16 protein-coding genes are annotated in these 22,907 nt (G+C 55.6%); 11 read left to right on the forward strand and 5 right to left on the reverse strand.

Annotated features, from left to right (window positions below; all coding sequences use genetic code 11):
* Positions 1–130 precede the first annotated feature (130 nt).
* Positions 131–838, forward strand: coding sequence for a Na-translocating system protein MpsC family protein (locus GCU45_RS18120; protein WP_152399870.1), 708 nt, complete (start codon positions 131–133; stop codon positions 836–838).
* 36 nt (positions 839–874) lie between these two features.
* Here the strand turns inward: GCU45_RS18120 and GCU45_RS18125 are convergent, their stop codons facing one another.
* Entirely contained in the window at positions 875–1,720 is an 846-nt protein-coding gene (locus GCU45_RS18125) for a lipoate--protein ligase family protein (protein ID WP_152399871.1), read from the reverse strand.
* A 262-nt stretch (positions 1,721–1,982) separates the two neighbouring features.
* Here GCU45_RS18125 and GCU45_RS18130 point away from each other — a divergent pair, with 262 nt between their 5' ends.
* From GCU45_RS18130 to GCU45_RS18155, 6 genes are all read left to right on the forward strand, one after another.
* Positions 1,983–2,570, forward strand: coding sequence for a TetR/AcrR family transcriptional regulator (locus GCU45_RS18130; RefSeq protein WP_105445504.1), 588 nt, complete (start codon positions 1,983–1,985; stop codon positions 2,568–2,570).
* A gap of 20 nt (positions 2,571–2,590) precedes the next feature.
* Complete coding sequence (locus GCU45_RS18135; RefSeq protein WP_425281299.1) at positions 2,591–3,352, forward strand: glycosyltransferase; 762 nt, start codon at positions 2,591–2,593, stop codon at positions 3,350–3,352.
* A 101-nt stretch (positions 3,353–3,453) separates the two neighbouring features.
* Positions 3,454–3,678, forward strand: a complete 225-nt coding sequence (locus GCU45_RS18140; RefSeq protein ID WP_076172035.1) for a cold-shock protein — start codon at positions 3,454–3,456, stop codon at positions 3,676–3,678.
* Positions 3,679–3,946: 268 nt separating this feature from the next.
* Positions 3,947–6,691 carry a bifunctional YncE family protein/alkaline phosphatase family protein gene (locus GCU45_RS18145; RefSeq protein ID WP_152399873.1) on the forward strand — a complete coding sequence of 915 codons (2,745 nt, stop codon included), beginning with the start codon at positions 3,947–3,949 and terminating at the stop codon, positions 6,689–6,691.
* Positions 6,692–6,809: 118 nt separating this feature from the next.
* Positions 6,810–9,938 carry an efflux RND transporter permease subunit gene (locus GCU45_RS18150; protein ID WP_244364147.1) on the forward strand — a complete coding sequence of 1,043 codons (3,129 nt, stop codon included), beginning with the start codon at positions 6,810–6,812 and terminating at the stop codon, positions 9,936–9,938.
* A 184-nt stretch (positions 9,939–10,122) separates the two neighbouring features.
* Positions 10,123–10,881, forward strand: a complete 759-nt coding sequence (locus tag GCU45_RS18155; RefSeq protein WP_167527159.1) for a stalk domain-containing protein — start codon at positions 10,123–10,125, stop codon at positions 10,879–10,881.
* Between the two features lie 91 nt (positions 10,882–10,972).
* On the opposite strand, the gene ald is transcribed toward GCU45_RS18155, so the two are convergent.
* Positions 10,973–12,100, reverse strand: coding sequence for an alanine dehydrogenase (ald, locus tag GCU45_RS18160; RefSeq protein ID WP_089549627.1), 1,128 nt, complete (start codon positions 12,098–12,100; stop codon positions 10,973–10,975).
* Positions 12,101–12,248: 148 nt separating this feature from the next.
* Between ald and GCU45_RS18165 the strand changes: the two genes are divergently transcribed.
* The 4 genes from GCU45_RS18165 to GCU45_RS18180 all read left to right on the forward strand — a co-directional run bounded on the left by GCU45_RS18165 (position 12,249) and on the right by GCU45_RS18180 (position 18,729).
* Positions 12,249–13,913: a PucR family transcriptional regulator gene (locus GCU45_RS18165; RefSeq protein WP_152399875.1), complete on the forward strand. Its 1,665-nt coding sequence runs from the start codon at positions 12,249–12,251 to the stop codon at positions 13,911–13,913.
* Between the two features lie 60 nt (positions 13,914–13,973).
* Positions 13,974–14,975: a glycosyltransferase gene (locus GCU45_RS18170; protein WP_152399876.1), complete on the forward strand. Its 1,002-nt coding sequence runs from the start codon at positions 13,974–13,976 to the stop codon at positions 14,973–14,975.
* A gap of 132 nt (positions 14,976–15,107) precedes the next feature.
* A complete protein-coding gene (locus GCU45_RS18175) occupies positions 15,108–16,853 on the forward strand; it encodes an ABC transporter ATP-binding protein (RefSeq protein WP_152399877.1) in 1,746 nt (581 codons plus the stop codon).
* A complete protein-coding gene (locus GCU45_RS18180) occupies positions 16,840–18,729 on the forward strand; it encodes an ABC transporter ATP-binding protein (RefSeq protein ID WP_425281201.1) in 1,890 nt (629 codons plus the stop codon). Before GCU45_RS18175 ends, GCU45_RS18180 begins: the two co-directional genes overlap by 14 nt.
* Positions 18,730–19,863: 1,134 nt before the next feature.
* Here the strand turns inward: GCU45_RS18180 and GCU45_RS18185 are convergent.
* The 3 genes from GCU45_RS18185 to GCU45_RS18195 form a co-directional block, all read right to left on the reverse strand.
* The gene (locus GCU45_RS18185) at positions 19,864–20,064 is read right to left on the reverse strand and encodes a twin-arginine translocase TatA/TatE family subunit (protein WP_076172013.1); all 201 of its coding nucleotides are present in this window, start codon (positions 20,062–20,064) and stop codon (positions 19,864–19,866) included.
* 343 nt (positions 20,065–20,407) lie between these two features.
* The gene (gene tatC, locus GCU45_RS18190; RefSeq protein ID WP_089549631.1) at positions 20,408–21,136 is read right to left on the reverse strand and encodes a twin-arginine translocase subunit TatC; all 729 of its coding nucleotides are present in this window, start codon (positions 21,134–21,136) and stop codon (positions 20,408–20,410) included.
* A 44-nt stretch (positions 21,137–21,180) separates the two neighbouring features.
* Positions 21,181–22,902, reverse strand: a complete 1,722-nt coding sequence (locus GCU45_RS18195; protein ID WP_152399878.1) for a GMC family oxidoreductase — start codon at positions 22,900–22,902, stop codon at positions 21,181–21,183.
* Between the last annotated feature and the right edge of the window lie 5 nt (positions 22,903–22,907).

Here is a 22,907-nt window from a genome sequence, read left to right on the forward strand (position 1 = left end):
GCCGGGGACAGGGAAACACCCGCTTATTTCGTAATCAGGAGGGATATAAAGACACGCTTTTGCGGACACGTGATATAGCGGCTTGCCGCGATCGTGTTTAACAGCGTACCGCAACGACGCGTCTAATTCAATGGATCAATTACATAACCAACAACCATTTCATCAGCTCTTTGCCAGCTATACCAGCAAGCTATTAAGAGACCACTTTGGCAAAGGACCTGAATCCGTGGTGGTTTCTGTCGGTCACACCTTTATTACGATATATTTGCGCAACTTCCTGACGCCGTCTGAACGCATCCTGCTGGAACAGGAGCAGGAGGACATGATTGTGCAGACCAGAGCCAATCTGATGCAGGCGGTGATTCCCGAAATTATCAGTTATCTTGAAATCATGAACGGATCGAAACCGGAAGAGGTGTATTATGACTGGAATCTCCATAAAAGATCGGGGATGATCGCGGTCGTATCGGCAGAGGCGGGCAAACAGGGCACCGCGGTGAACAGGGAGTACCCTGTGAAATCCGAAGTGGAAGCGGAAATACTCCACATTTGCCAGCAGATTCAAAAATCGCCCGAGCAGATTGATTCCTTTGAGCTCAATTCCAGAACGCTGCTGGTAGTGCGAAACGGCGTATATCTGGAGCTGGAGAAGGCACTGATCCGGCTGGGCCATGGCCGCTTGCTGAAGTCGGTGAAGAGCGGACTGGAAAAAGAGTATATTATGCGCAGCAAGCGTCTGAACAGCCTGCTGCATCAGCCGGTATCCGATTGCTTTATAGACTGGAATGATAAGCTGAATAAGAGCATTCTTCTGCTGATCATGAATCCGCCCCGATAAATTTCGCGGGCGGATTTTGAATTTATAGAGGCGGGCCTATGGCGTACGGGGCGTATAGCGGTGCGTCAGCTTGACCGTCATCTCCCGGATTTCCTCCTCGGACGGCAGGTGCAGGCGGCTCGCCGCCTCGGCTACTCCCGCGGCCGTCTGCAGGCTCCGGACCACTTCCTTGACGGAAGCGGCAAACGTATAGGCCGCACCCGGCCCCATGCCGGTCAGCTCGTCCAGCGAAGCCATGGTACCGGGCTCAACGGACGGGTAATCTCCGTCTTTGGCCCCGGCTGCAGCCAGGTCGTAGAACGACTTGACCAGCTGACCGCGCTCCCGCCCGGATCCGCCTGCGATGACAAAAGCCTGGATCACGTAGGCATGAGCCTGGCGCCGCTGCGCAATGCCGCAGAACTTGCGGCCGCCGATGCTAAGATCATAGTCACCGGGGCAGTAAGCCCCGGCGACTTCCCCTTTGTCCACCGTTTGGCCGGTGGCGGCCAGCGCCTGCCGGATGAGCGTGTACATCCGCTCGAAGTCGCGGTGGAAGTGGAGATCGCCCGCGCCCCGCTTCGGCATGATGAGCGACACGTTGACCACGTCCGGATCGAGCGGAACGGCGGCGCCGCCCGAATTGCGGATGGCCGTGCGGTACCCGAGCGATTCCAGCCAAGCCCGGGCCTGCTCCGCTCCGGGAAGCCGGCTGTCCCTCAGACCGATAATAAAAGAGCGCGGATGGCGCCAAATATGGCATAACGGCGGACCGCCTTCTCCTGTGCGCCGGCACAGCAGCTCGTCCATCGCGAATGGATACAGGGCATCCACATCCTCCAGGTGTGCCGTCCGGTCCAAAATGAGCATCTGCCCCGCTATTTCGGTAATATCTTCAAACATGCGCACCGCTTCCTTTTCCTTAGGTGATACCGGGACACCGGTTACCAACCGTTTATTCCGTACCTTTTACAATCTCCCTGATCCTGATTATGACATAACCGATCCGGCGTGGCTACAGCAAGAGCATGGGCTTCCCGACGGAGCATGCTGCCCGAAAATGTCAAAAAACAGACAAAGAAGCAATATACACCAGGCTTGTGAATACCATATAATGGGTACAAACCGGACGGTCGGTTTTAAAATAACAAGGAGCCTTCCGATCATGAAAAAGCGTAAATACGAAGCCGAACAGACCAAACAGACCATTGTCGAGGGAGCTAAGGCGCTGTTTGCCGCCAAAGGGTATGCCGCAACGTCCATGATGGATATTTGCGAGGCCACGGGCTGCAGCAAGGGAAGCATCTACCACCATTTTCAGAGCAAAGAGGATTTGTTTCTCTACTTGGCGGAGCAGGCGTTTACGAACTCCTGGCAGACCTGGCATGAGCAGTCCGGGGAAGATCGTTCCGCGACGGAGCAGCTCTACGCTTACGCCGACTATTTTGTCGACACGCTTCAGAAGCCGCTCAACAAGGCCGGCGAGGAATTTATGATCCGGGTGGGTGCCGATTCGGAAGCCGGGCGGCGGTTTATGGAGATCATCCAGAACTACATGAAGGGATTTGAGGATCTGGTCCAGGCCGGGCTGGACAGCGGGGAATGGAAAGGGGAGAGCGTACAGGAGCTTTCCTTTATTATTCTCAGCTATTACTCCGGTCTCAGCGACAGCTACCACCTGATGGACAAGGCAGCGATGAAAGAGCTGTTCCGCAAAGCCACCACGTTACTGCTTGATGGGATTCGCAAGTAATCAATCCTAGGGAGAGATGGCTGATGGAAACAAAGCGGTTCGCAGGTATCGACCACACGGGGAACATTAAATTTTCGGTGATTATTCCGGCCAGAAACGAAGAGAACTATATCGGGCGCTGCCTTGATTCTCTGGCTGCCGCGGCGAAGCCTTATCCGGGACAGGTGGAGGTCATCACCGTCTTAAACCGGTGCACCGACCGGACTGAAGAGGTTGCTTCGTCGTACGGGGTCGTCATTGTGAAGAACGACAGCAAAAATCTGTCGCAGATCCGCAACGCCGGGATTCAGGCGGCAAGGGGTGACATCATCGTGACGATTGACGCCGACAGCTGGGTGACGGACAACATGCTGACGGAGATCGACCGGCTGCTGGCAACCGGACAATGGATCGGCGGCGGGGTGAGGAGCCAGTTTGAGCGGGTGTCGCTCGGTATCATCGTCTCCGGGATGCTGCTGATCGTGCCCCTTCTGTTCAAATACGGACTGGTCACCGTCGGACTGTTCTGGGGGTACAAGAAGGACTTTGAAGCGATCGGCGGCTTTAATGAAAACATGCTGATGGCGGAAGACGCCGAGTTTGCCAAGCGGCTCAAGCAATGGGGCAAGCAGCAGGGGAAGAAATACGGCACCGTCACGAAGGCCAGCATGACGACCTCCTGCCGGAAGTTCGATCAGTACGGCGATTGGGCCGTCGTCAAGAACCCGAAAATTATATGGGCGTATCTGAAAGGAACCGACCGTAAGCACGCGGACGAAACGTACTACGAAATCCAGCGGTAGCTGCTTTACGGATCATCAGGCGATTTTTATCATAAATATATATTTCTGGGGCATACTAAGCGGACACCGATGAACTGAGGTAAATAACGGGAGGGTTCGCGATGTATTTCGGAAAAAAAGTGGTCGAGGAAATTCCCGAGGCCGATACTTTAATCTGGTCATGCGTAAACGATGGATGCAACGGCTGGATGAGAGACAACTTTGCTTTTGAAACGGAGCCGGTTTGCGTCCAGTGCAACTCTCCAATGGTGAGCAGCATGAAGATGCTGCCGCTGGTCGTCAACGACCATCCGACGAAAATGCTGAAGAAGGGGACGCTCATTTAAGAGCGCGACGTCCGGTCAGCTCAAAGCGTTGTATGAAGAGGTCCTGCGAGGGCCTCTTCTTTGTTGTGAACGGATGTTCTGCACTTGGGTCTATGGACTGGCCCCGTAGTCGAATTTACCCTCTATGAAGAATGATACATATAGGGGTTTCGAATTATTTTCAACCGTTTAACCAGATACGTCGTTTCTTTTTACATCGGCGTTACATTCCCTTCTTAATATCTATCCTGCAGGACGATTGAAATCGATAGCAGAGGAGAGGGAATGAATGAGACGGAAGAAGTTAGGGAAGAAAAGGGGCGTGGCTTTGATTTCACTGGCATCTTTGCTGCTCGGCGCAGGGAGCGTATATGCGGCGGTAGGAAACCCTTTTGACAAAGACCTGGTCGGACGGCAGGCGAACGGTTCGGTATTGACACCGGTCAATCAATACGTCACGCCGGCTGGCCAGCAAGTCGAATTCGGGGGGAACCCGATTTCGGTGAAGGTGCGTCCGGACGGAAAGACGGCAGCGGCCATTATCGGAAGAAGCGATTATGGCGGCAATGGTATCAACATTGTGGATTTGGAAACGGGAGCACTGATCAAAAATAACATCCCGTTAAGCCTTTCACATATGTGGGGCCTGGCTTATTCGGCCGACGGCACCCGGCTGTATGCAACAGGTTCGTCCGGAACGACGGGCAAAGTCGTCATCATGTCGGTCGCCGATGACGGCACCCCGTCGATTCTGAAGACCGTGAGCCTTCCTTCGGCAGCTGTAGGCGGCAACATTAACCCTCAAGATATTGCGCTGGGGCCGGACGGGAAGACTCTGCTCGTGGCCCTTAGCCGTGATAACAGCCTCGGCGTCATTGACTTGGAGTCGGGCCAACTCACGGACCGAATCCCCGTAGGCAACGCACCGACCAGCGTCGTGGTCAGCGGCAATACGGCTTATGTAACGAACACTGGCGGAAGAGCCGCCGAGCCCGGCGACCTCACAGTAGACTCATCCGGGACGCCAATCGTAGCGGAGCAAACGGGAAGCTCGGCCAGCGGCACCGTTTCCGTAGTGGACCTGTCCGAAAAAACGGTCAGCACAACAGTCGAAGTCGGACTGCAGCCTGCACGGATGGATTTCTCCGGCTCGTATGTATTTGTCGCCAACACGAACAGCGACACGGTGTCGGTCATTGATACACAAACAAACCATGTCGTGCAGACGATCGACGTCAAGCCCTACCCTGATGCACCCAAAGGATCGGCGCCCAATGCGGTAAAGATGATTAACGGGAACCAGCTCGCGGTCAGTCTAGGGCGCAACAACGCGCTGGCTGTCTATGACTGGAACGGGCCGTCCAAGGAACCAAGACTTCGTGGTCTGGTACCGACCGCATGGTTCCCGGTGGATATTGCAACGGACGAAACCCGTAATCGGCTGCTCGTGGCGAATGCCGACGGGGTCGGTTCCCTCGGACCGGAGCGCAACTTGAAGATACAGGGTATCAGCGTAACGGGACATTCCTCTTATGCCCAGCAAGGATCTCTCTCCATCATTCCGGCATCCTTTGGAAACAAAGAGCTTGTCCAATGGACGGATGACGTCTATGCCAACAACAATTGGTTCGAAATTGCCGGGCGTAATGCCAAGCCGCGCAACAACAAGAAGCCGACGGCCATGCCCGAGCGGATTGGCGAGCCTTCGCCGATCAAGCATATTTTCTACATCGTCAAAGAGAACCGAACCTATGACCAGGTCCACGGGGATATGGGAAAAGGCAACTCGGACCCCGCTTTAACCCAATTCGGAAAAGACGTAACCCCTAACTTCCACAAAATCGCCAATACTTATCCACTTCTCGATAACTTCTACGTATCCGGCATTCAGTCGGCTAGCGGACACCAGTGGGTCATGCAGGCAACCAATACCGATTACGAAGACAAGGAAACGGACGTAGGCAACGTACGGAGCTATCCGGGGGGCGCGGGAGATTCCTTGGCTTACGCATCGACCGGACACTTGTGGGACAACGCCTTGAAGCATGGGTTATCCGTCGTCAACTTCGGGGAAGACACCACAGCATTTAGCGGCCCTCAGGCATTCGGTACTTGGACGGACTGGTATAACGATTACTTGATTCTGTCGGGGCAAAAACAGGGAGAGCTTCATGTGCCGATCGAGGATTACACGGCTAAGACCGATATTCCGTCGCTTGACCCGATCACCTATAAGCCGTTCCCGACGTTCGACTCGGGCATTCCGGATCAGTACCGGTACGAAATCTTCAAGCAAAAGTTTGAGGACTATGTGAAAAACGGCGACCTGCCGCAACTCGTGCAAATGTGGGTCATGAACGACCACACGGCAGGAACATCCACCGGCTTCCCGACTCCGCAGGCCCAGGTGGCCGACAATGATTTGGCCGTCGGCAAGATCGTCGATTTGATCTCCCACAGCCCGTATTGGAAAGACTCTTTGATTCTGGTGACCGAGGATGACGCACAGAACGGGGTGGATCATGTGGACGGACACCGTGCGCCTGCTTACGTCATCAGCCCTTGGGTCAAAAAAGGGGTGACCGACAGCCATTATTGGACGGTGATTAACATGGTCCGGAGCATCGAGCAAATTTTGGGCCTGCCGCCGATGAATCAGAACGATGCGGCAGCTGTTCCCATGAGCGAGCTCTTTACCGATAAGCCGGACTTCACACCGTATGATTTCGTGCCGAACCAGATTCCGCTCGATACGTTAAACGGCCAGCCTGGATCCAACGCTGCGGCATTGGCCAATACGGCAGAGGTGACGACGAAAGCAAAGGAAATCGAGAAGGCGTGGACGACATGGTCGAATGAAAATAAGGTTCATTTCAGCGGGGATCAGGCTTCTCCGGACGAGACGAATGCCAACATGCTGAACCATGTGACGTGGTATGCAACCAAAGGGTTTGACACGCCGTATCCGGGCGAGGACAAGGTGCTTACGCCTGCGGAAGTTGCAAGTCAACCAGACAGCAAAGCGGTTCAATAAAGGATTGAACCGTCAGTAGACAAGCGTAAAACCAAAGGTGCGGCATATTCCCCCATCGTTCCGTTTATAGGAGCATGGGGGATTGTCTGCATTCGTCTATCCCACAAGGAGCTGAGTAATGATGAACAGACTCATCGAGGCAGCGATGAAACGAACGGTGCTGATGCTGATCCTGCTGGCTATCATCTTGGTCTGGGGGGGGACATCCGCTTACCGTATGCATAGGGACTACCTCCCGCCGATCAACAATCCTACGCTCATGATTACGGTTCATGCTCCCAGTTTCCTGACCGAGGAGATCAGAAACACCGTGTCGAGGCCGATTGAGCAGGCGGTCCGCGGCGTGGAAGAGCTGCAATCGCTGGAGACGAACAGTTTTAACGGCGGACTCCTGATCAGCTTGTATTTTCCCTTGAATTACACTATGGATCGTGCCGAGCGGGACGTAACCGATGCTTTGCGGAATGTAGCTTTGCCGGCAGGCGCGGGGGAGCCGGCTGTCACCCGTGTCAGCACGAGCTCTTTTCCGATCATGAGGCTGACGGTCACCAGTCCTTCAGGAAAAGTGGATGAGGATACGCTGAGAACGACCGTTCAGGCCCAAATCGCCGATGAACTGCTGCATACACCGGGCGTAAGCGAAGTCCGGGCTACCGGGTCCGCGAAAAACGGATATGTTCTGTCGGTTCGGATGGAAGATCTGGCCAAGGCCGGGTTATCGGTCGATAACGTCAAGCAGTCCCTGGCCGGGGTGAGTTTTCCTTCGGTTCAAGGCAAGCTGACGGACAGCGTCATGTCCATTCCTCTTGAGGCTTCGGGCTGGAATCCGAATGCGACGGATTGGATGGACCTTCCCATCCAAGGAGCCGACGGGCAGAGCGCGCCTCTCTCCTCGGTTGCGGCCCTGTCCCCATCCCTGGTCGACAAGCAGACGATCTCCAGAACCGGAGGAGCGGCAAGCGTCGTGCTTGATATCCTCAAAAAACCGTCGGCCAACATCACGGAAGTATCGGAGGACATTCGCAGCCGTCTCTCAGGCATGACCGGTTACCCGCCGGAGGATGTGAAGCTTTCCGTCATGTTTGACCAGGGAGCGCAGGTTCACTCTTCCCTGAACAGATTATTTCGGGAAGGGCTGTTAGGCTGTTTATTTTCCATGGTCAGCGTATTTCTCTTTTTCCGCAGCATCCGGTCCACGCTGCTCATTGCGCTGTCGCTGCCGATTTGTATTCTGGTAACCACGGGGCTGCTTCACGCGATGGGATTCAGCCTCAATATTCTCACCGTTTCGGGACTCGTCGTAGCGATGGGGCGGGTGATCGACGACACAATTGTGATCCTCGACAATATCCACCGCAAGCAGAGCCAAGCCAAATCTTCATCTTCCGGGCGGATATCCGAAGCGGCCAAGGAAATGCTGCCTGCCATCGTATCGTCGACGGCGACGACCGTTGCGGTGTTTGTCCCCATCGCTTTGGTCGGCGGGATGATTGGTGCCGCGTTTTCGGGGTTCGCATGGTCGGTGGTTATTGCTCTGCTAACCTCTCTGCTAGTAGCGGCTTTGGTAGTTCCCGCCTTGTATTATGTATGGCAAAGAGACCGACCTAGCGCTTCCGGCGCAGCCTTCGAACCCGTTACCCGGCGAGTCCTGCAGTGGGCCTTCCCCCGGAAAGGACGATTGATATCCGTCTTTGCGGTGCTGCTGGCAGGTGCCGTCGCCGGAGGGTTCCTGCTGCCAGTAAACTTTTTGCCTTCCAATTCCACAGGCCAAATTAACGTCCAGCTGGAATTTCCCGAACGGACGACGTTGTCTCAAGTGGATGCTGCCGTAAAGCGTATGGAACAAGTTCTGGCCTCGGATACTGGAATTTCCACTTATTCTTCGGTACTGGGTTCCACTTTTACGCCTCAGTTCGACGACGTGTTTGACGCGGGCGGGGGGTGGATCCAAGGCGACAATATCGCCAATATTGCCGTGTCCGTTCAGAAGGGCGAGGACGTTGACGCGGTAACAGCGAGGCTGAAGGAGCGGCTGACCGCTTTGTCGGGGAGCGCTGTGGTGACCGTCACGAATCAGAATATTTCCGGGGATGACTCCCAAGTAAAAATTGATTTAACCGGGGCTGACGGCGCCACGCTGGAGCAGGCCGCGGGAACGATCCGCAGCAGCCTGGAAGGGATGGCGGACTTGAGCGTTCTGGGAGCGGCCGATGATGAGGACGGCCTTGCGGGTTACCGGGTCGAGCTGGACCGGGCCAAGCTGGAACGCGCCGGTGTGAAGCCGGAGCAGGTGATGGAAAGAGTCCGGAACTATTTGGCCGGAGGGACGCTCGTCGAGATGAACGCCGGAAGGCAGGAAACGGTTCCCCTTGAAATCCGGACCGAGCTCCCGGCCGCCCGCGATGACGCTTCCGGCATGGAGCTGCCGGAAACGGAGGTACTGGCCATGCTTGGACGCGAAACGTTCCAGGGCAAAGACGGCAAGCCTGTGCCGCTGGAACAGCTGGCAACCTTGACAAGGGCTGCCGGGACGCAGGTCGTTCGGGAGCGGGACGGCGAGCCCTTCGCCGTGGTGACCGCGAATATTACATCCAGGAATATCGAGCAGGTCGCCGGACAAGTCAAGAAACGTCTGAGCGAGCTTACGCTTCCCGCCGGCGTGCATTATTCGATGAATGGCATCACCGCTCAAGTCAGACAAATGATCGGAGAAATGGCGATCGCATTATCGGTTTCCGTTGTGCTGATCCTCTTGATTCTCAGCATGGTTTTCCGGGGGTGGAGGGCTCCTCTCTGCGTGCTGGCCGGTATTCCCTTCGCCTTTATCGGCTCCATTGCCGGACTGGTCCTGACGGGGGGAGAGTGGGATTTGGCCACGCTTGTCGGCCTGCTGATGATTACCGGCATTGCCGCAACCAATGGCATCGTGCTGGTGGACCGGGTCGAGCGCCATCTATCCGCAGGGATGGCCCCGAGGGAAGCGATTCTTCTCGGTGCTTCCTCCAGGGTACGCCCCGTATTGATGACGGCGGTGACCACCGTATTGACGCTGCTGCCTTTGTGTTTTTCAAGCGGCAGCGACACGGTTATCTCGAAAATGCTCGGCATTGTCGTCGTTTGCGGCATGATCAGCTCCACCCTGATCAGCCTGCTGCTCATCCCGCTTCTTTATGACTGGGTGCTTGTTCGGCGCTACAGAACCGCAGCGGCAGACAATGGCGCGAAGACGCTGCTAAGAACCTCTTAAGGACCTCGTGAGAACCTCCGAGTCCTGATTACCTCCCGGATGCAGCCTAAGAGGGTGATCATGTTGTTTGCTGCAACACAAACCTTCAAATCATTTCCATAACCATGTATGATAGGGCTAACCATTCGAAATGTCCAATAAGCCCGAGAGGCATACAGATTTACGGAAAAGAGGGTGCATCAGCATGAGGAAATTATGGATGCGGGCGGCTGCGGTAACCGGTCTGGCCGCCGCCGCATGGAGTTTATCCATCGCCGCCTATTCCTCCGATTCGCTTCAGGTCAAGCCGGTTCAGCCGCGGCTGGTTTATAACGGGGAAGAGGCGAAAGGCGGAACCGGTCCAATGTTCTCCTACCGGGACTCGACGTACGTCCCGCTGCGTGATGTTTCCACGGCGATGGGAGCCAAAGTTTCTTACGACAAGGAGTTCAATACGGTGCATGTGGATACGCATGTTCCGGTGAACGGAAAGTCGAAGGCCAATGCCACGAAGACGTTGGGGGATTTCAAGCTGTCCATCTATACAGCCGAAACGGAGGTTCCCTACGGCAAACCGATTCCGGTCTGGGCGCAGATGGAGTACCTGGGGGACAAAGACGTGGTTGTCAATCAGGGCTTTAAGCCGTTCTACTTTGAGATTCACAACGGGGCGGGGGAGGGAGGGGGCGCCCTTATCCCAGCGATCCTGATCCCCACTACATACTCGCCCGGGGATGTGTTTCTGGACCAGCTGGACTCATTCATCGATATTCCAAGCTATAACTTTACGATCTATCAGAAGGCCCACCCGAATGTGGAATTGCCCGCCCAGATGCTGAAGGACACCAGGTGGAGCACCCTTCCTCCAGGGAAGTATACGATCACCGCGCGTCCTGATTTCAGCCTGAAGTCCACGGGCGAGCGTTTCGAGGAATCGGCCGAGATTCAAATTACTGTCAAGTAAAGTAACCGAAGCGGACCCCAAAAAACCGGCTCCTATACATCAGGAAGCCGGTTTTTGACATGGGTATCGATCCCGTAGGGATGAGTGAAAGCTATACTTTAATGCGTCCGAGCGCCTTCTCCGCCGGCACGTAGTCGTATCCGAGGTCGCGGGCCACCGCCTCGTAGGTGATGCTGCCGTTGACCACGTTCGCCCCGCTGCGAATGGCGCTGTTCGTTGCCAGCAGATGCTGCAGGTCTTCGCCGGCCAGCTTCAGGGCGAACGGCATGGTGGCGTTCGTCAGCGCCAAGGTGGACGTCTGCGGCACCGCGCCCGGCATGTTCGCCACCGCGTAGTGCACGACGCCGTGCTTCACGTACGTCGGGTTATCGTGTGTCGTGATATGGTCGATCGTCTCGACGATGCCGCCCTGGTCGATCGCCACGTCCACGATGACCGAGCCCGGCTTCATCGATTTGACCATCTCCTCGGTGACGAGGCGCGGCGCTTTGGCGCCCGGAATCAGGACGGCGCAGATCAGGAGGTCCGCCTCCTGAACCGACTTCGCGATGTTCGACGGGCTGGACACCAGCGTCTTGATCTGGCTGCCGAAAATATCGTCCAGCTGGCGCAGCCGCGGAATGCTGAGATCGAGCAGGGTGACGTCGGCGCCGAGACCCACGGCGATTTTCGCCGCGTTCATGCCGACCGTGCCGCCGCCGATGATCGTCACCTTGCCGCGCGATACGCCCGGAACGCCGGAGAGCAGGATGCCCTTGCCGCCATGCGGGCGCTCCAGCAGTTGGGCGCCGATCTGCGCCGCCATGCGTCCGGCCACCTCGCTCATCGGCGTGAGCAGCGGCAGGGTGCCGTTCACGTTTACGGTTTCGTAGGCGATGGCGGTAACGCCGGACTGCACCAGCGCCTCGGCCAGCTTCGGCTCGGCGGCCAGGTGAAGGTACGTGAACAGGATGAGCCCTTTACGGAAATATCCGTATTCGCTGGGAAGCGGCTCCTTCACCTTCATAATCATATCGGCCTGGGACCACACCTCCGATGCTTCCGTCAGAATGGTGGCTCCGGCCTGCTTGTATTCTTCATCGGGAAATCCGCTTTCCGCACCGGCCTGATGCTCGATATATACCGCATGTCCGTGCTGAATCAGTTCGAGGGCACCTGCCGGCGTGACGGCGACGCGATTTTCGTTGTTTTTAATTTCCTTGGGTACTCCGATTTTCATGACAGATCACCTCACCTCATAATATATTAAAAGTGTACAATCGAATCGGCGCGTATTCATCATACGTCTTGTCAATCCGTTTGCCGCAGCGGCAGGACATAATGTTCGGCTGGTGTTACCATAATTAACATAAGGGATGTGAATGCCGATGAGCAGCGGCTTCAACCTGCATATCCGGGAAGTGTTGGAGCGCCCGGTGTTCAAACGGGCCCGGCTGATTGCCGGAGCGAACGGCCTGGACCGTGAGGTGGGCTGGGTGCATATTCTCGAAATCACGAACGTGGCCCCGTTCGTGACGAAGAACGACCTGATCCTCACCACCGGCCTTTGGCTCCATCATTACGAGCAGGAGCGCCTGTCCTACATGCAGCAGCTCATCCGCCAGCAGGCGGCGGGGCTGTGCGTGGAGCTGGGCACGAGCATCGAGAATATTCCGGAGGAAATAATTGAGCTGGCGGACCAGTGCGATTTTCCGCTGCTCGTGTTCGAGCAGCCTGTCCGCTTCGTTGAAATCACCCAGGATATTCACGGGCTGCTGATCAACCAGCAGCATCAGCTGCTGAAGGATCTGGAGGCCTTTTCCCGCCGGCTGCAGCAAATTACCCTGCAGAGTACGGATGTTCATGCCGTTCTCCATGTATTATATGAATACACGGGATATCAAATTGTGTATCATTCGTCCGTGGAGGCGAATAAATTTTGTCCGAAGCCGGCAACCTCGGAGGAGGCCGATGAGCTGACCTTTTTCTACCGCAAGCAGGTTGAGGGAAATGAAGCGGCCGCCCAGGAGCCCAGCCGCTTTCCGATGCCGGGCGACCGGCTGCTGCTCTCGCAGCCCGTCATCTGCCTCGGCGAGACTTTGGCGTACGTGGGGATGATTCTCCCAGGCGAGCAGCCGCTGGACCGGATCGTCCTGCTGCTGGACTACACGGCCAAATCACTGGCTACGCTGCTGCTGCGGATGCTGTTCCTGGAGGAGAAGCATCTGCGGGATCAGAACCAGCTGATCCAGGACATCCTGTCCCACCAGCTGCAGGACGAAGAAACGGCGCGATCCCGGATGGGTGTACGTCCGGCCAAGCAGGGAGAGGTCCTCTTCATCGGCGGCATCGTCGAGCTGGAGTATCCGGACAGCGCCCTGCGGCCCGACAGGGACCGGATCGAAGCGGAGGAGCAGGATCTCCTCGTCCGGCTGCGCGCCCTGCTCAAGAAGCACGGGCTGCGCAATTTGCTGATGCAGAAAGGGCACCGCATCTACATTTTGTGCGCGCGGGAGCGTTCTGCTTCGGGAGACAACGCGGCGGCCTTGAAGCAGGCGGTGCGCCGGATCGTGGAGAGCCTGCGCCTGACGGGCGTGGGTCTTACCCAGCCGTTCAGCCTGCACGCAGGCTTTGGCAGCATCCGCCCGCGGATGACCGACATGCACAAGAGCTTCAAGGAAGCGGAGCAAGTGATGGAGGTGTCCCGCTCGGTGGAGCTGATGCGCAGCAGCCTGTTCTACGAGCGGATCGGCGTCTACCAGTTGCTGAAGGCCATCCCGGACAAGGCGTTCCTCCAATCGTTCGTCGAGGAGCAGCTTGGGGCGCTGATGGCTTACGACAAGGAGCATCACCTGCATTTGGTGCAGACGCTCGACGTCTATTTGCAGTACATGGGCTCGAAGAACGATACGGCCAAGGCGCTGTTTATCCATCGGCAGACCCTGTACAACCGTCTGGACAAACTAAATGAAATTCTCGGGGAGGACTTTTTGGAGCCGGAACGCCGTATATGCCTGGAAATGGCGCTGCTGGCCTGCCCGCTCTTGTCCTGACCCGTAAACCTGTTGATTTTCCAACTCAGAAAGGCAGTGCAGATAAAGGATGATGAAGTTATGAACAAAGTCGGACTGGTCATGAGAAAGATCCAATTTACCGAGAGGCAGGGGCCGCGCGTCTTTGCGGACCGCCTGCAGGCCATCGGCCGCGAGCTGGGGGTGGATATCGTCTTCATATCCCCGGAGCGCCATGTGAGCGGGTATGACTGGGTGCCGGGATATGAGCATGAGAAGGGTGACCTGGTGAACTATGACATCGTGCTGGACCAGATCTACGCGAACGGCATCGAGCACGTGATCTATACCGTATCCGGATTTACCTATCTGAAAATGTTTCTTAAAAACAGCGTACTTTTTCCGCACAGCTTTCCCGATCCGGCCCTGACGGGGTACGATATGATGAAGCCTTTTTATCAAATGGTGGACAAGGCGGTCGTGCAGACCGAGTTTTTGAAAGGCGAGCTTGCCCGCAATTTCGGGGTAACCGACGTGGATGTGATCCCGATCGGATTCAGCGAGGATCTGGCGGAGCGGCATTTTGACCCGTCGCAGATCGTGAACAACCGCATTCTGTGGATCGGACGGGACGAGGAGAACCGCCGGCCGGATCTCGTGCTGGAGTACGCCCGGCGGAATCCGGACAAAGAGGTATACATGGTCTTCGGGGGCGAACGATACCGGGAGAGCATGAAGAAATACGACATCCCGCTCAATGTCCGGCTGCAGTTTGCGCTGAGCCAGGATGATATTTTTAAGCTGATGAACACGGCGAAGGTGTACTGGAACTGTTCGAAATTCGATACGTTCGCTATGCCGTTGACCGAAGCGCTCGCCATGGGCAAAATTGTCGTAAAGCCCGAGCACCCATGCTACGGCCATATCAGCGCCCGGCATTCCTTTTCAGGGAACGAAAAAAATTGGTTTGAGCTGGTCAACATGGCTGCGGCATCGCCGTCTTCTTATTCCTGGGACAACCGGAGCTACGCGTTCGAGAGCTTTTCCAGCCGCATCATGAAGGAAGGTTACCGAGAGTTTTTTGACAAGTGGCTTAGGGAATAAAAGGTTTTTGCCGGATATTGGTCGTGACAGATGACCGAAAAAGGAGTAATCTTCACTAGTGTATATGTCTTAAATTACATATCGGTGAACATGTAGCTTTACCTCAAATAAGCGTAAAAAGGTGATGCAGCCATGTCCTTTTTCAACAAGTATGTCAAGAAATACTGGAAACTGTTTTGCGTAGCGGTATTGTTTCTGGCGGTAGAGTCGCTGTGCGACCTGCTGCAGCCGACTATGATGTCCAAGGTCATCGATGTCGGGGTGGCCCAGAGCCGGATGGATCAAGTCCTCCATTACGGAGGGCTCATGCTCCTGATCACCGCCGTCGGCGCGGTGTCTGCCTCCACTCGGAACATCATTTCAAGCCATGTGTCACAGCGGTTTGGGGCGGAAATGCGGTCCGATTTGTTCCGGAAAATCCAGTCCCTGTCGTTTGAGGACATGGATAAGTTCGACCGGGCCTCGCTCATCACGCGGCTAACAAATGACGTCACCCAGGTGCAGAACTTCGTGAACGGGATGATGCGGTTCTTCGTGAAGGCCCCGCTGCTGTGCGTGGGCAGCCTCATTATGGCCATCCGTTTGGATGTGCATTTGTCGCTCGTGCTGGCGGTGGTGGTGCCGATTGTGGCCGTTCTCATCGTGCTGAACATGAAGATCGGTTTTCCATTCTTTATCCGGGTACAGCGGGCGCTGGATAAAGTGAACGGCGTCATGCGCGAGTATTTGTCGGGCGTAAGGGTGGTCAAGGCGTTCAATCGCTTTGATTACGAAGTGGAAAAATTTGAAAGCGCCAACACGGAGCTGTCCAGCCGCTCGGTTCTGTCGATGAGGGTCATGTCCGTTTTCGGACCGGGGATTTCGCTCTTCCTCAATTTCGGCATCATCGCCGTCCTCTGGATCGGCGGGATTCGGGTCGACAACGGGCAGATGCAGGTCGGCAGCATCATCGCGTTCATCAACTACATGACGCAAATGCTGTTCTCGCTGATGATGATCAGCAACGTCTTCAACATGTTCGTGCGGGCCAAGGCGTCCGCCGGCCGGATTGGTGAAGTGTTTGCCGAAGGAAGCGGGCTGGATGATGGAGGGAAGTCGGCGGCGAAACGCGATTCTCAGCGCGGACGCATCGACTTCGAGCATGTGAGCTTCTCCTATGCTGGGACCCAGGGCGACCCGGTCATTCGCGATTTTACGCTGACCTGCCTTCCCGGGGAGACAGTGGGGATTATTGGCTCGACCGGTTCGGGAAAAAGCACGCTGGTCAGCCTGATTCCGCGCTTTTACGATGCCGGCGAAGGGCGGGTCAAAGTGGCCGGCACCGACGTGCGGGACATGGACCCGCATGCGCTGCGCGAGATGATTGCTGTCGTTCCGCAGAAGATCATGCTCTTCACCGGCACGGTGGAGGACAATTTGAAATGGGGTAAGGAAGACGCGAGCCGTGATGAAATGGAAGAGGCGTGCCGGATCGCCGAAGCGCATGACTTCATCATGGCTTCGCCTGAAGGATATGCCAGCCGGATCGGCCAAGGCGGCGTCAACTTCTCAGGCGGACAAAAGCAGCGCTTGTCCATTGCCAGGGCGCTGGTGAAAAAGCCGGAAATTTTGATTCTCGACGACTGCACGAGCGCGGTGGACGTCGCGACAGAAGCCAGAATCAAGGAGGCGCTGCGGACGTATGCCAGCGAGCTGACCTGCATCCTGATCGCCCAGCGGATCACGTCGGTCATGGATGCCGACCGGATTGTGGTGATGGACCGCGGGGAGATGGTCGGCACGGGCACGCATGAAGAGCTGATGGAGACGTGCCGGGTCTACCAGGAGATTTACCAATCCCAGATGGGAAAGGAGATGCATCCGCATGCCGCAGAATGAAGCAGCACAGGCACAGCAGACGCCGCCTCCGGGAGCACCGGGTCCTGCAGGACGCCCTGGCGGGATGATGAGGGGACCCGGAAGCGGGGGAATGGGCCGGGGCAAGCCGGTCAAGCCCAAAAACTTCCGGAGAACGATGGGGCGCCTGTGGCGTTATTTCGGACGCGAGCGCAAGCTGCTCAGCCTGATCATGGTGTTTATCATCATCGATGCGGGCGTAACCCTGATCGGGCCGTTTCTGATCGGCAAATCGATCGATGCTATGTCCGCGAACCATGGACGCGTTGCTTTCGGGCTGCTTCAGTCGTTTATTATCGTGCTGGCAACAGCCTATATCACGGACGTCGTGCTCGTCTTTCTGCAGGGCTGGCTGATGGCCGGCGTGTCGCAGCGAATCGTTGCCGGACTTCGCCGTTCGTTGTTTCAGAAGCTGCAGAAGCTTCCGGTATCTTATTTTGACGCCCGGTCGCACGGGGAAGTAATGAGCCGGCTGACCAACGATATCGACAATGTGAGCCAGACCGTTTCCCAATCCACCACGCAGCTGATGGCCGGCGGTATCGCCATTATCGGCTCGCTGGTGATGATGATCGTGCTCAGCCCGATCCTTACCTTGGCGAGCCTTATTACCGTGCCGATCCTGTATTTGCTTACGCGCACGGTCACACGCAAAACGTCGGTGCTGTTCAAGGAGCAGCAGGTTCAGCTCGGCATGCTGAACGGACATATCGAAGAGACGATTTCCGGTATGGAAGTCGTCAAGGCGTTCAATCACGAGCACCAGGCGATTAACGAGTTCGAGGCGGTCAACGGCCGCTTATTTGAAGTCGGGCTCAAAGCGCAGATTCGCTCCGGGTTCATGATGCCGCTCATGAACGTCATCAACAACATCGGCTTTGCCGCCGTCGCGCTCGTCGGAGGGATTCTCGCCGTCAAGAGCCTCATTACCGTCGGCGTGATCGCGAGCTTCCTGAGCTACTCCCGCCAGTTTGTTCGCCCGCTGAACGACCTGGCGAACATCTATAATCTGCTCCAGTCCGGCGTGGCGGGTGCAGAGCGGGTGTTCGAGGTGCTGGACGAGCGGGAGGAGCCGGACGATTTGCCGGATGCGGTACGGCTCGATCGCACCAAAGGCCATGTCGTATTCGAGGACGTAAGCTTCGGGTACCGGCCAGAGGTGCCGATCCTGAAAAGGGTCAGCTTCGAATCGAAGCCGGGGACCAGTACGGCGTTGGTGGGGCCGACAGGGGCGGGCAAGACGACGATCGTCAATCTGCTGACACGGTTTTACGACGTGACCGGGGGTTCCATCCGGATCGACGGCGTCGATATCCGCCATTACACCCGCGACAGCCTCCGCCGCATGTTCGGGATCGTGCTGCAGGACACGTACCTGTTCTCCGGCACGATCAAGGAAAACATCAAGTACGGCAAGCCTGACGCGACGGATGAGGAAATCCGCGAAGCCGCCGTGATGGCGAACGCCGACGTATTCATCCGCCGCCTGCCGGACGGCTATGAGACGGAGCTGTCGGAGAACGGTGGCAATCTCAGCCAGGGTCAGCGCCAGCTGCTGGCCATCACCCGCGTCATTCTGGCGAAGCCATCGATCCTCATTCTCGACGAGGCGACGAGCAGCATCGACACGCGAACCGAGCTGCATATCCAGGATGCGCTGCTCCAAATCATGAAGGATCGTACGACCTTCATTATCGCGCATCGGCTCAACACGATCCGGGACGCCGACAACATCATGGTCATCGATCATGGCGAGATCGTGGAGCAGGGCAACCACGACGAATTGATCGGGCGCCAGGGCTTCTACGCCCGGATGTTCGAGAGCCAGTTCAAAAACCTGGAGAGCGCAGGAGAATAATTGGTCGGCTTGCGCTCCCGGAGCTTGTTCACGATTATATTGAATTTGTCTTACTTAATTGAACAAACTCAGATTTCATCCTTCCAATGAGTTTGGTTTACTTAAAAAAATTGAGATGTATCTTTCAATGAAGTCTGTTTATTGACAACGAACAAATTCAGCTTTGTATCTTTCAAGTTGTCCGTTCACTGACAACAAACAAATTCAGATTGCATTTTTCAAGGTGTTTGTTCACTGACAACGAACAAATTTAGATTGTATCTTTCAAGGTGTTTGTTCACTGATAACGAACAAATCTCGATTTTGTCTTTCAAATGCTGGACACTAACACTATATCTTTGCTCTCAGTCACCATCCCATATATTGATTTAAATATAAGTATTAACACAATATATAGGAAAATTTACTATTAATCCGCCTGTAGAAGAATATAGCGTCGTGTCCTCCTTTTGTAAAACAAAACAAGGATATGTCCATTATATGAGGACAGAGGATGTACGAGAGCTATTACAAAATGGAAAGTCTCGGGGAGCAGCTGGTGGGTTTGAGATTTGTGGAGTCTCGGGGAGCAGTTGATTGACTTAGGTTTGTTGAGTGCCAGGGAGCAGTTAGTGGGTTTGTTTGAAACCAGAAGAACAACGGGGGGAAGCCGAACGGTTGTACCCTTGTCGCCCTGATGCTGATTCCCGATTAGACCAGTTTTGTCTACTGACAACGAACATATTGCGATTTTGTCTTTTAAAAGGCGGACAATAGTACCATTCTTTGGTCCAGTATAAAACTTCTATATATAGATAAGGGCTGGGTTTTAACGCTAAATATAGGGGTGAACTCTTCGAATGGCGATCTGAAGAATATTAGTGCCGTGTCTTTCATTTGTAGGACAAAATGGAAAAGTGTCCATTGGATAAGGACGTTTTTGGTGTATCCTCTCTGTTACTCTTATAGGGTAAAGCGAAGGTTCCAATAGAATTGGGGCGTGCAAGAATATACCAGCCACTCAGGTTGGAAGGCCCAGGATGAAAATAACAAACAAGCAACTGCCCCCATCGAAGGGACCCTCAATGAAAAAGCAGCCGTTCCCCATAGGGGAGGCTGCTTTTTATCGGTTTAATGGGCGTTGCGTTGGGCATATTAGCGCTTCTCGACAAGCTGCTTCACCGAAGACTCGGAGGAAGTCTCTTCTTCCTCGACGATTCCGCGCGTGGAGCTTCGGAACTCGCGGAGCGTGTCCCCGAACGCTCTTCCGAGCTGCGGGAGCTTCGATGGCCCGAAGAGGACGAGGGCGATGGCCAAAATAATGACCAGGCCGGATACACCAATGTTGTTCAGCATAGCATGTACACCTCTTTTCTGGATTAACGTCCTAGCCCCAGATGACTGAACGCTGGACGAATGGCGGCTATCGTCTGGTCAGGACTGCGACCCCCGAGTTGCCGGAATACGGAACTGATGCGGTCTCGGGTAGACGGAGAGTGCAATTCCCTAGTTGCCAGACGGATTGAACTGCTGCAGTTGCCAGACTTTGAGGCTGTCCAGCTGCTGATGAGCAGGAACTGCAGTAGTCTAGCAACCGGATGGTCAGGACTGCAACGATTTAGCTGTCAGACGGGCTGTGCAGCTGCTAACGAGCAGGAACTGCAGAAGCCTAGCAACCGGATGGCGGGAATGCAACGACCTAGCTGCCAGACGGGCTGGACTGCATTTTCCGCCACTGGCGGCCGGATACGTAAACGCTGATCTCGAACAGCAGGATGAGCGGAATGGTGACGGACAGGTGCGAGACGAAGTCCGGCGGCGAAATGCAGGAGCCGAGGATCGCCAGCCCCAGGTAAGCGTATTTGCGCGTCTTTTTCAGCGTATCGGGCGTCAAGATTCCGATTCGGGTCAGGAACAGAATGACCACTGGAAGCTCGAAGGCGATGGCCATCGGGATGACCAGATCGAACAGGAACCCGAAGTACCGGTCAATCCCGTACGTTTCGATCGCCCCGATCGTTTGGTTCATGCGCTTCATGAACTTCAGCATCATCGGAAACACGACGTAATAGCTGAACGACAGCCCGGCCAGAAAAAGCATGAATGCGACCGGAATGAAGGGGAACGCGCTCTTCGCCTCATGCTCCGTGAGCCCCGGCTTCACAAAAGCCCACAGCTGGTACAGCAGGACGGGAACCGTGAACATGAGCGCGAAGATCAGCGCGCATTTCATGTAGATCAGAATGCCGTCCGTAAAGGAAAACACGTTCCAGGCGATCGGCTCCGCCAAAGGCTGAGACTTGAGGTAGAGCAGGATGCCGGGGGCGGCGTACAATCCGGCGGCAAACGTCACGATGAAGCAGATGCCGACGATGATCAGCCGCTTTCGCGCCTCGGCGACATGAACAATCCAGTTGTCTTGATCCATTTGATTCCCTCCGCATTTTCCTTGCCCACAGGCGGTGTTTTCGCTTAAACGAGAGATCCGCCTGATTTCAAATATTTCGCAATACCTTCCGCAGCCCGGTAAGCGAGGGCGCCAACGGTGCCTGTCGGGTTATAACCGCTGTTATGCGGGAAGGCGGATGCGCCGACGACAAACACATTTTCGGCATCCCACATCTGGAGATAGTTGTTGACGACCGAAGTTGAAGGGTCCGATCCCATAATCGCCCCGCCGGTGTTGTGCGTGGATTGATACGGCACGATATTGAACGGCCCCAGCTCTTTGGAGGAGCCGATGGACGATGGCTTCATTTCCTTCATGATGGCTTCGGTTTTATCTGCCATGAAGGCGATCATTTGCCGGTCCTGCTCCTCAAAGTCGAACGTGATCCGGACCAGCGGTTTGCCGTAGGCGTCTTTGTAGGTCGGATCCAGATCGAGATAGTGATGCCTCCAAGGCATGCTCGATCCCTGCGCCGCCACGGTCAAGTAGTTGTTCGCATATTTCAGCGAGGTCGCTTTAAAGTCTTTGCCCCACGTTGGCGTCCCTTTCGGAACCGAATTGTTCGCGATCGGGCGGAGCCCGGTTTGTGAAATCCGGATGCCGGCACCGTGGATGAAATTCAGATCGCTGTGGTCAAAGTTGTCGCCGTTGAAGTCCGGGATTTCCATGCCAAGCGCGCCGGCTCCGGCAAACAGGTTGAACTGCTTGTCGTCATAAAAACCGGTCGCTGAACCGCCATTTGTTTGGTAAGCGTAGTTTTTGCCCACAACGCCCGTTCCCGAATTCGGATCGTACGGCTTGCCGAGCTTGGACGTCAGCAGTAGCCGGACGTTGTTGAACACGTAGCTCGCCAGAATGACGACGTCTGCCGGCTGTTCGTATTCCTGGCCGGTCAACGGGTTGACATATTTCACGCCGGTGGCCTTTTTCCCGTCATGCAGAATATCCGTCACATTGGCATACTCACGGAGCTCGAAATGCCCGGATTTCTGTGCGACCGGAAGCACGGTCACGACCGGATCGGCCTTAGCGCCGTATTCGCAGCCAAAGCGCTCGCAATAGCCGCAGTACTGGCAAGGGGCGCGGGTAATGCCGTCCGGGTTCGTATACTGCTCGGACAGGTTGGCCGACGGCATCATATACGGATGGTAGCCAAGCTTTTTGGTCGCTTCCTCGAACATTTTGATCATCGGCGTCTTGGTCATCGGCTTGGTCGGGAACGGCTTGGAGCGTTTGCCGACCATCGCCGCCTGTTCCTGATCCCCGGAAATGCCCGCGACCTCTTCGAACTTGTAGAAATAGGGCTCCAGCTCGTCGTATGTAATGCCCCAGTCCTGAATGGTCATGCCATCCGGAATTTTTTTCTTTCCATAGCGCTCGATCGTTTTGCTCCGGATCTCGAAATCGTACGGCAGAAACCGGTACGTTTGTCCATTCCAGTGGATGCCCGCGCCTCCGAGACCTTCCCCGAGCAGGAAGGCGCCGTATTGGCGCATCGGCAGGGCGGTCATTTTCGACGTGTTCCGAAAAGTGATCGTTTCCTTGGACAAGTCCTGCATCAGCTCATAGCGCTGGGCGTAACGGAGCTCGTCATGGACCATGTAATAATCCTCGGTGGAACGGGGTTTACCGCGTTCCAGGCCGACGACCTTGATTCCCTGTTTGCTTAATTCAGCGGCGATAATGCCGCCGATCCATCCCATCCCGACGATCAATACCGGGACTCTTGGCAATTTCGTAGCCATGGATA

This window comes from Paenibacillus cellulositrophicus (assembly GCF_009363095.1).
Taxonomy (GTDB): Bacteria; Bacillota; Bacilli; order Paenibacillales; family Paenibacillaceae; genus Paenibacillus_AQ; species Paenibacillus_AQ favisporus.

What these genes read in the sequence shown, in the direction of transcription:
- GCU45_RS18120 (WP_152399870.1), top strand. Translation starts at nt 131, where the DNA reads ATGGATCAATTACATAACCAACAACCATTTCATCAGCTCTTTGCCAGC.
- GCU45_RS18125 (WP_152399871.1), bottom strand. Translation starts at nt 1,720, where the DNA reads ATGTTTGAAGATATTACCGAAATAGCGGGGCAGATGCTCATTTTGGAC.
- GCU45_RS18130 (WP_105445504.1), top strand. Translation starts at nt 1,983, where the DNA reads ATGAAAAAGCGTAAATACGAAGCCGAACAGACCAAACAGACCATTGTC.
- GCU45_RS18140 (WP_076172035.1), top strand. Translation starts at nt 3,454, where the DNA reads ATGTATTTCGGAAAAAAAGTGGTCGAGGAAATTCCCGAGGCCGATACT.
- GCU45_RS18145 (WP_152399873.1), top strand. Translation starts at nt 3,947, where the DNA reads ATGAGACGGAAGAAGTTAGGGAAGAAAAGGGGCGTGGCTTTGATTTCA.
- GCU45_RS18150 (WP_244364147.1), top strand. Translation starts at nt 6,810, where the DNA reads ATGATGAACAGACTCATCGAGGCAGCGATGAAACGAACGGTGCTGATG.
- GCU45_RS18155 (WP_167527159.1), top strand. Translation starts at nt 10,123, where the DNA reads ATGAGGAAATTATGGATGCGGGCGGCTGCGGTAACCGGTCTGGCCGCC.
- ald (WP_089549627.1), bottom strand. Translation starts at nt 12,100, where the DNA reads ATGAAAATCGGAGTACCCAAGGAAATTAAAAACAACGAAAATCGCGTC.
- GCU45_RS18165 (WP_152399875.1), top strand. Translation starts at nt 12,249, where the DNA reads ATGAGCAGCGGCTTCAACCTGCATATCCGGGAAGTGTTGGAGCGCCCG.
- GCU45_RS18170 (WP_152399876.1), top strand. Translation starts at nt 13,974, where the DNA reads ATGAACAAAGTCGGACTGGTCATGAGAAAGATCCAATTTACCGAGAGG.
- GCU45_RS18175 (WP_152399877.1), top strand. Translation starts at nt 15,108, where the DNA reads ATGTCCTTTTTCAACAAGTATGTCAAGAAATACTGGAAACTGTTTTGC.
- GCU45_RS18180 (WP_425281201.1), top strand. Translation starts at nt 16,840, where the DNA reads ATGCCGCAGAATGAAGCAGCACAGGCACAGCAGACGCCGCCTCCGGGA.
- GCU45_RS18185 (WP_076172013.1), bottom strand. Translation starts at nt 20,064, where the DNA reads ATGCTGAACAACATTGGTGTATCCGGCCTGGTCATTATTTTGGCCATC.
- tatC (WP_089549631.1), bottom strand. Translation starts at nt 21,136, where the DNA reads ATGGATCAAGACAACTGGATTGTTCATGTCGCCGAGGCGCGAAAGCGG.
- GCU45_RS18195 (WP_152399878.1), bottom strand. Translation starts at nt 22,902, where the DNA reads ATGGCTACGAAATTGCCAAGAGTCCCGGTATTGATCGTCGGGATGGGA.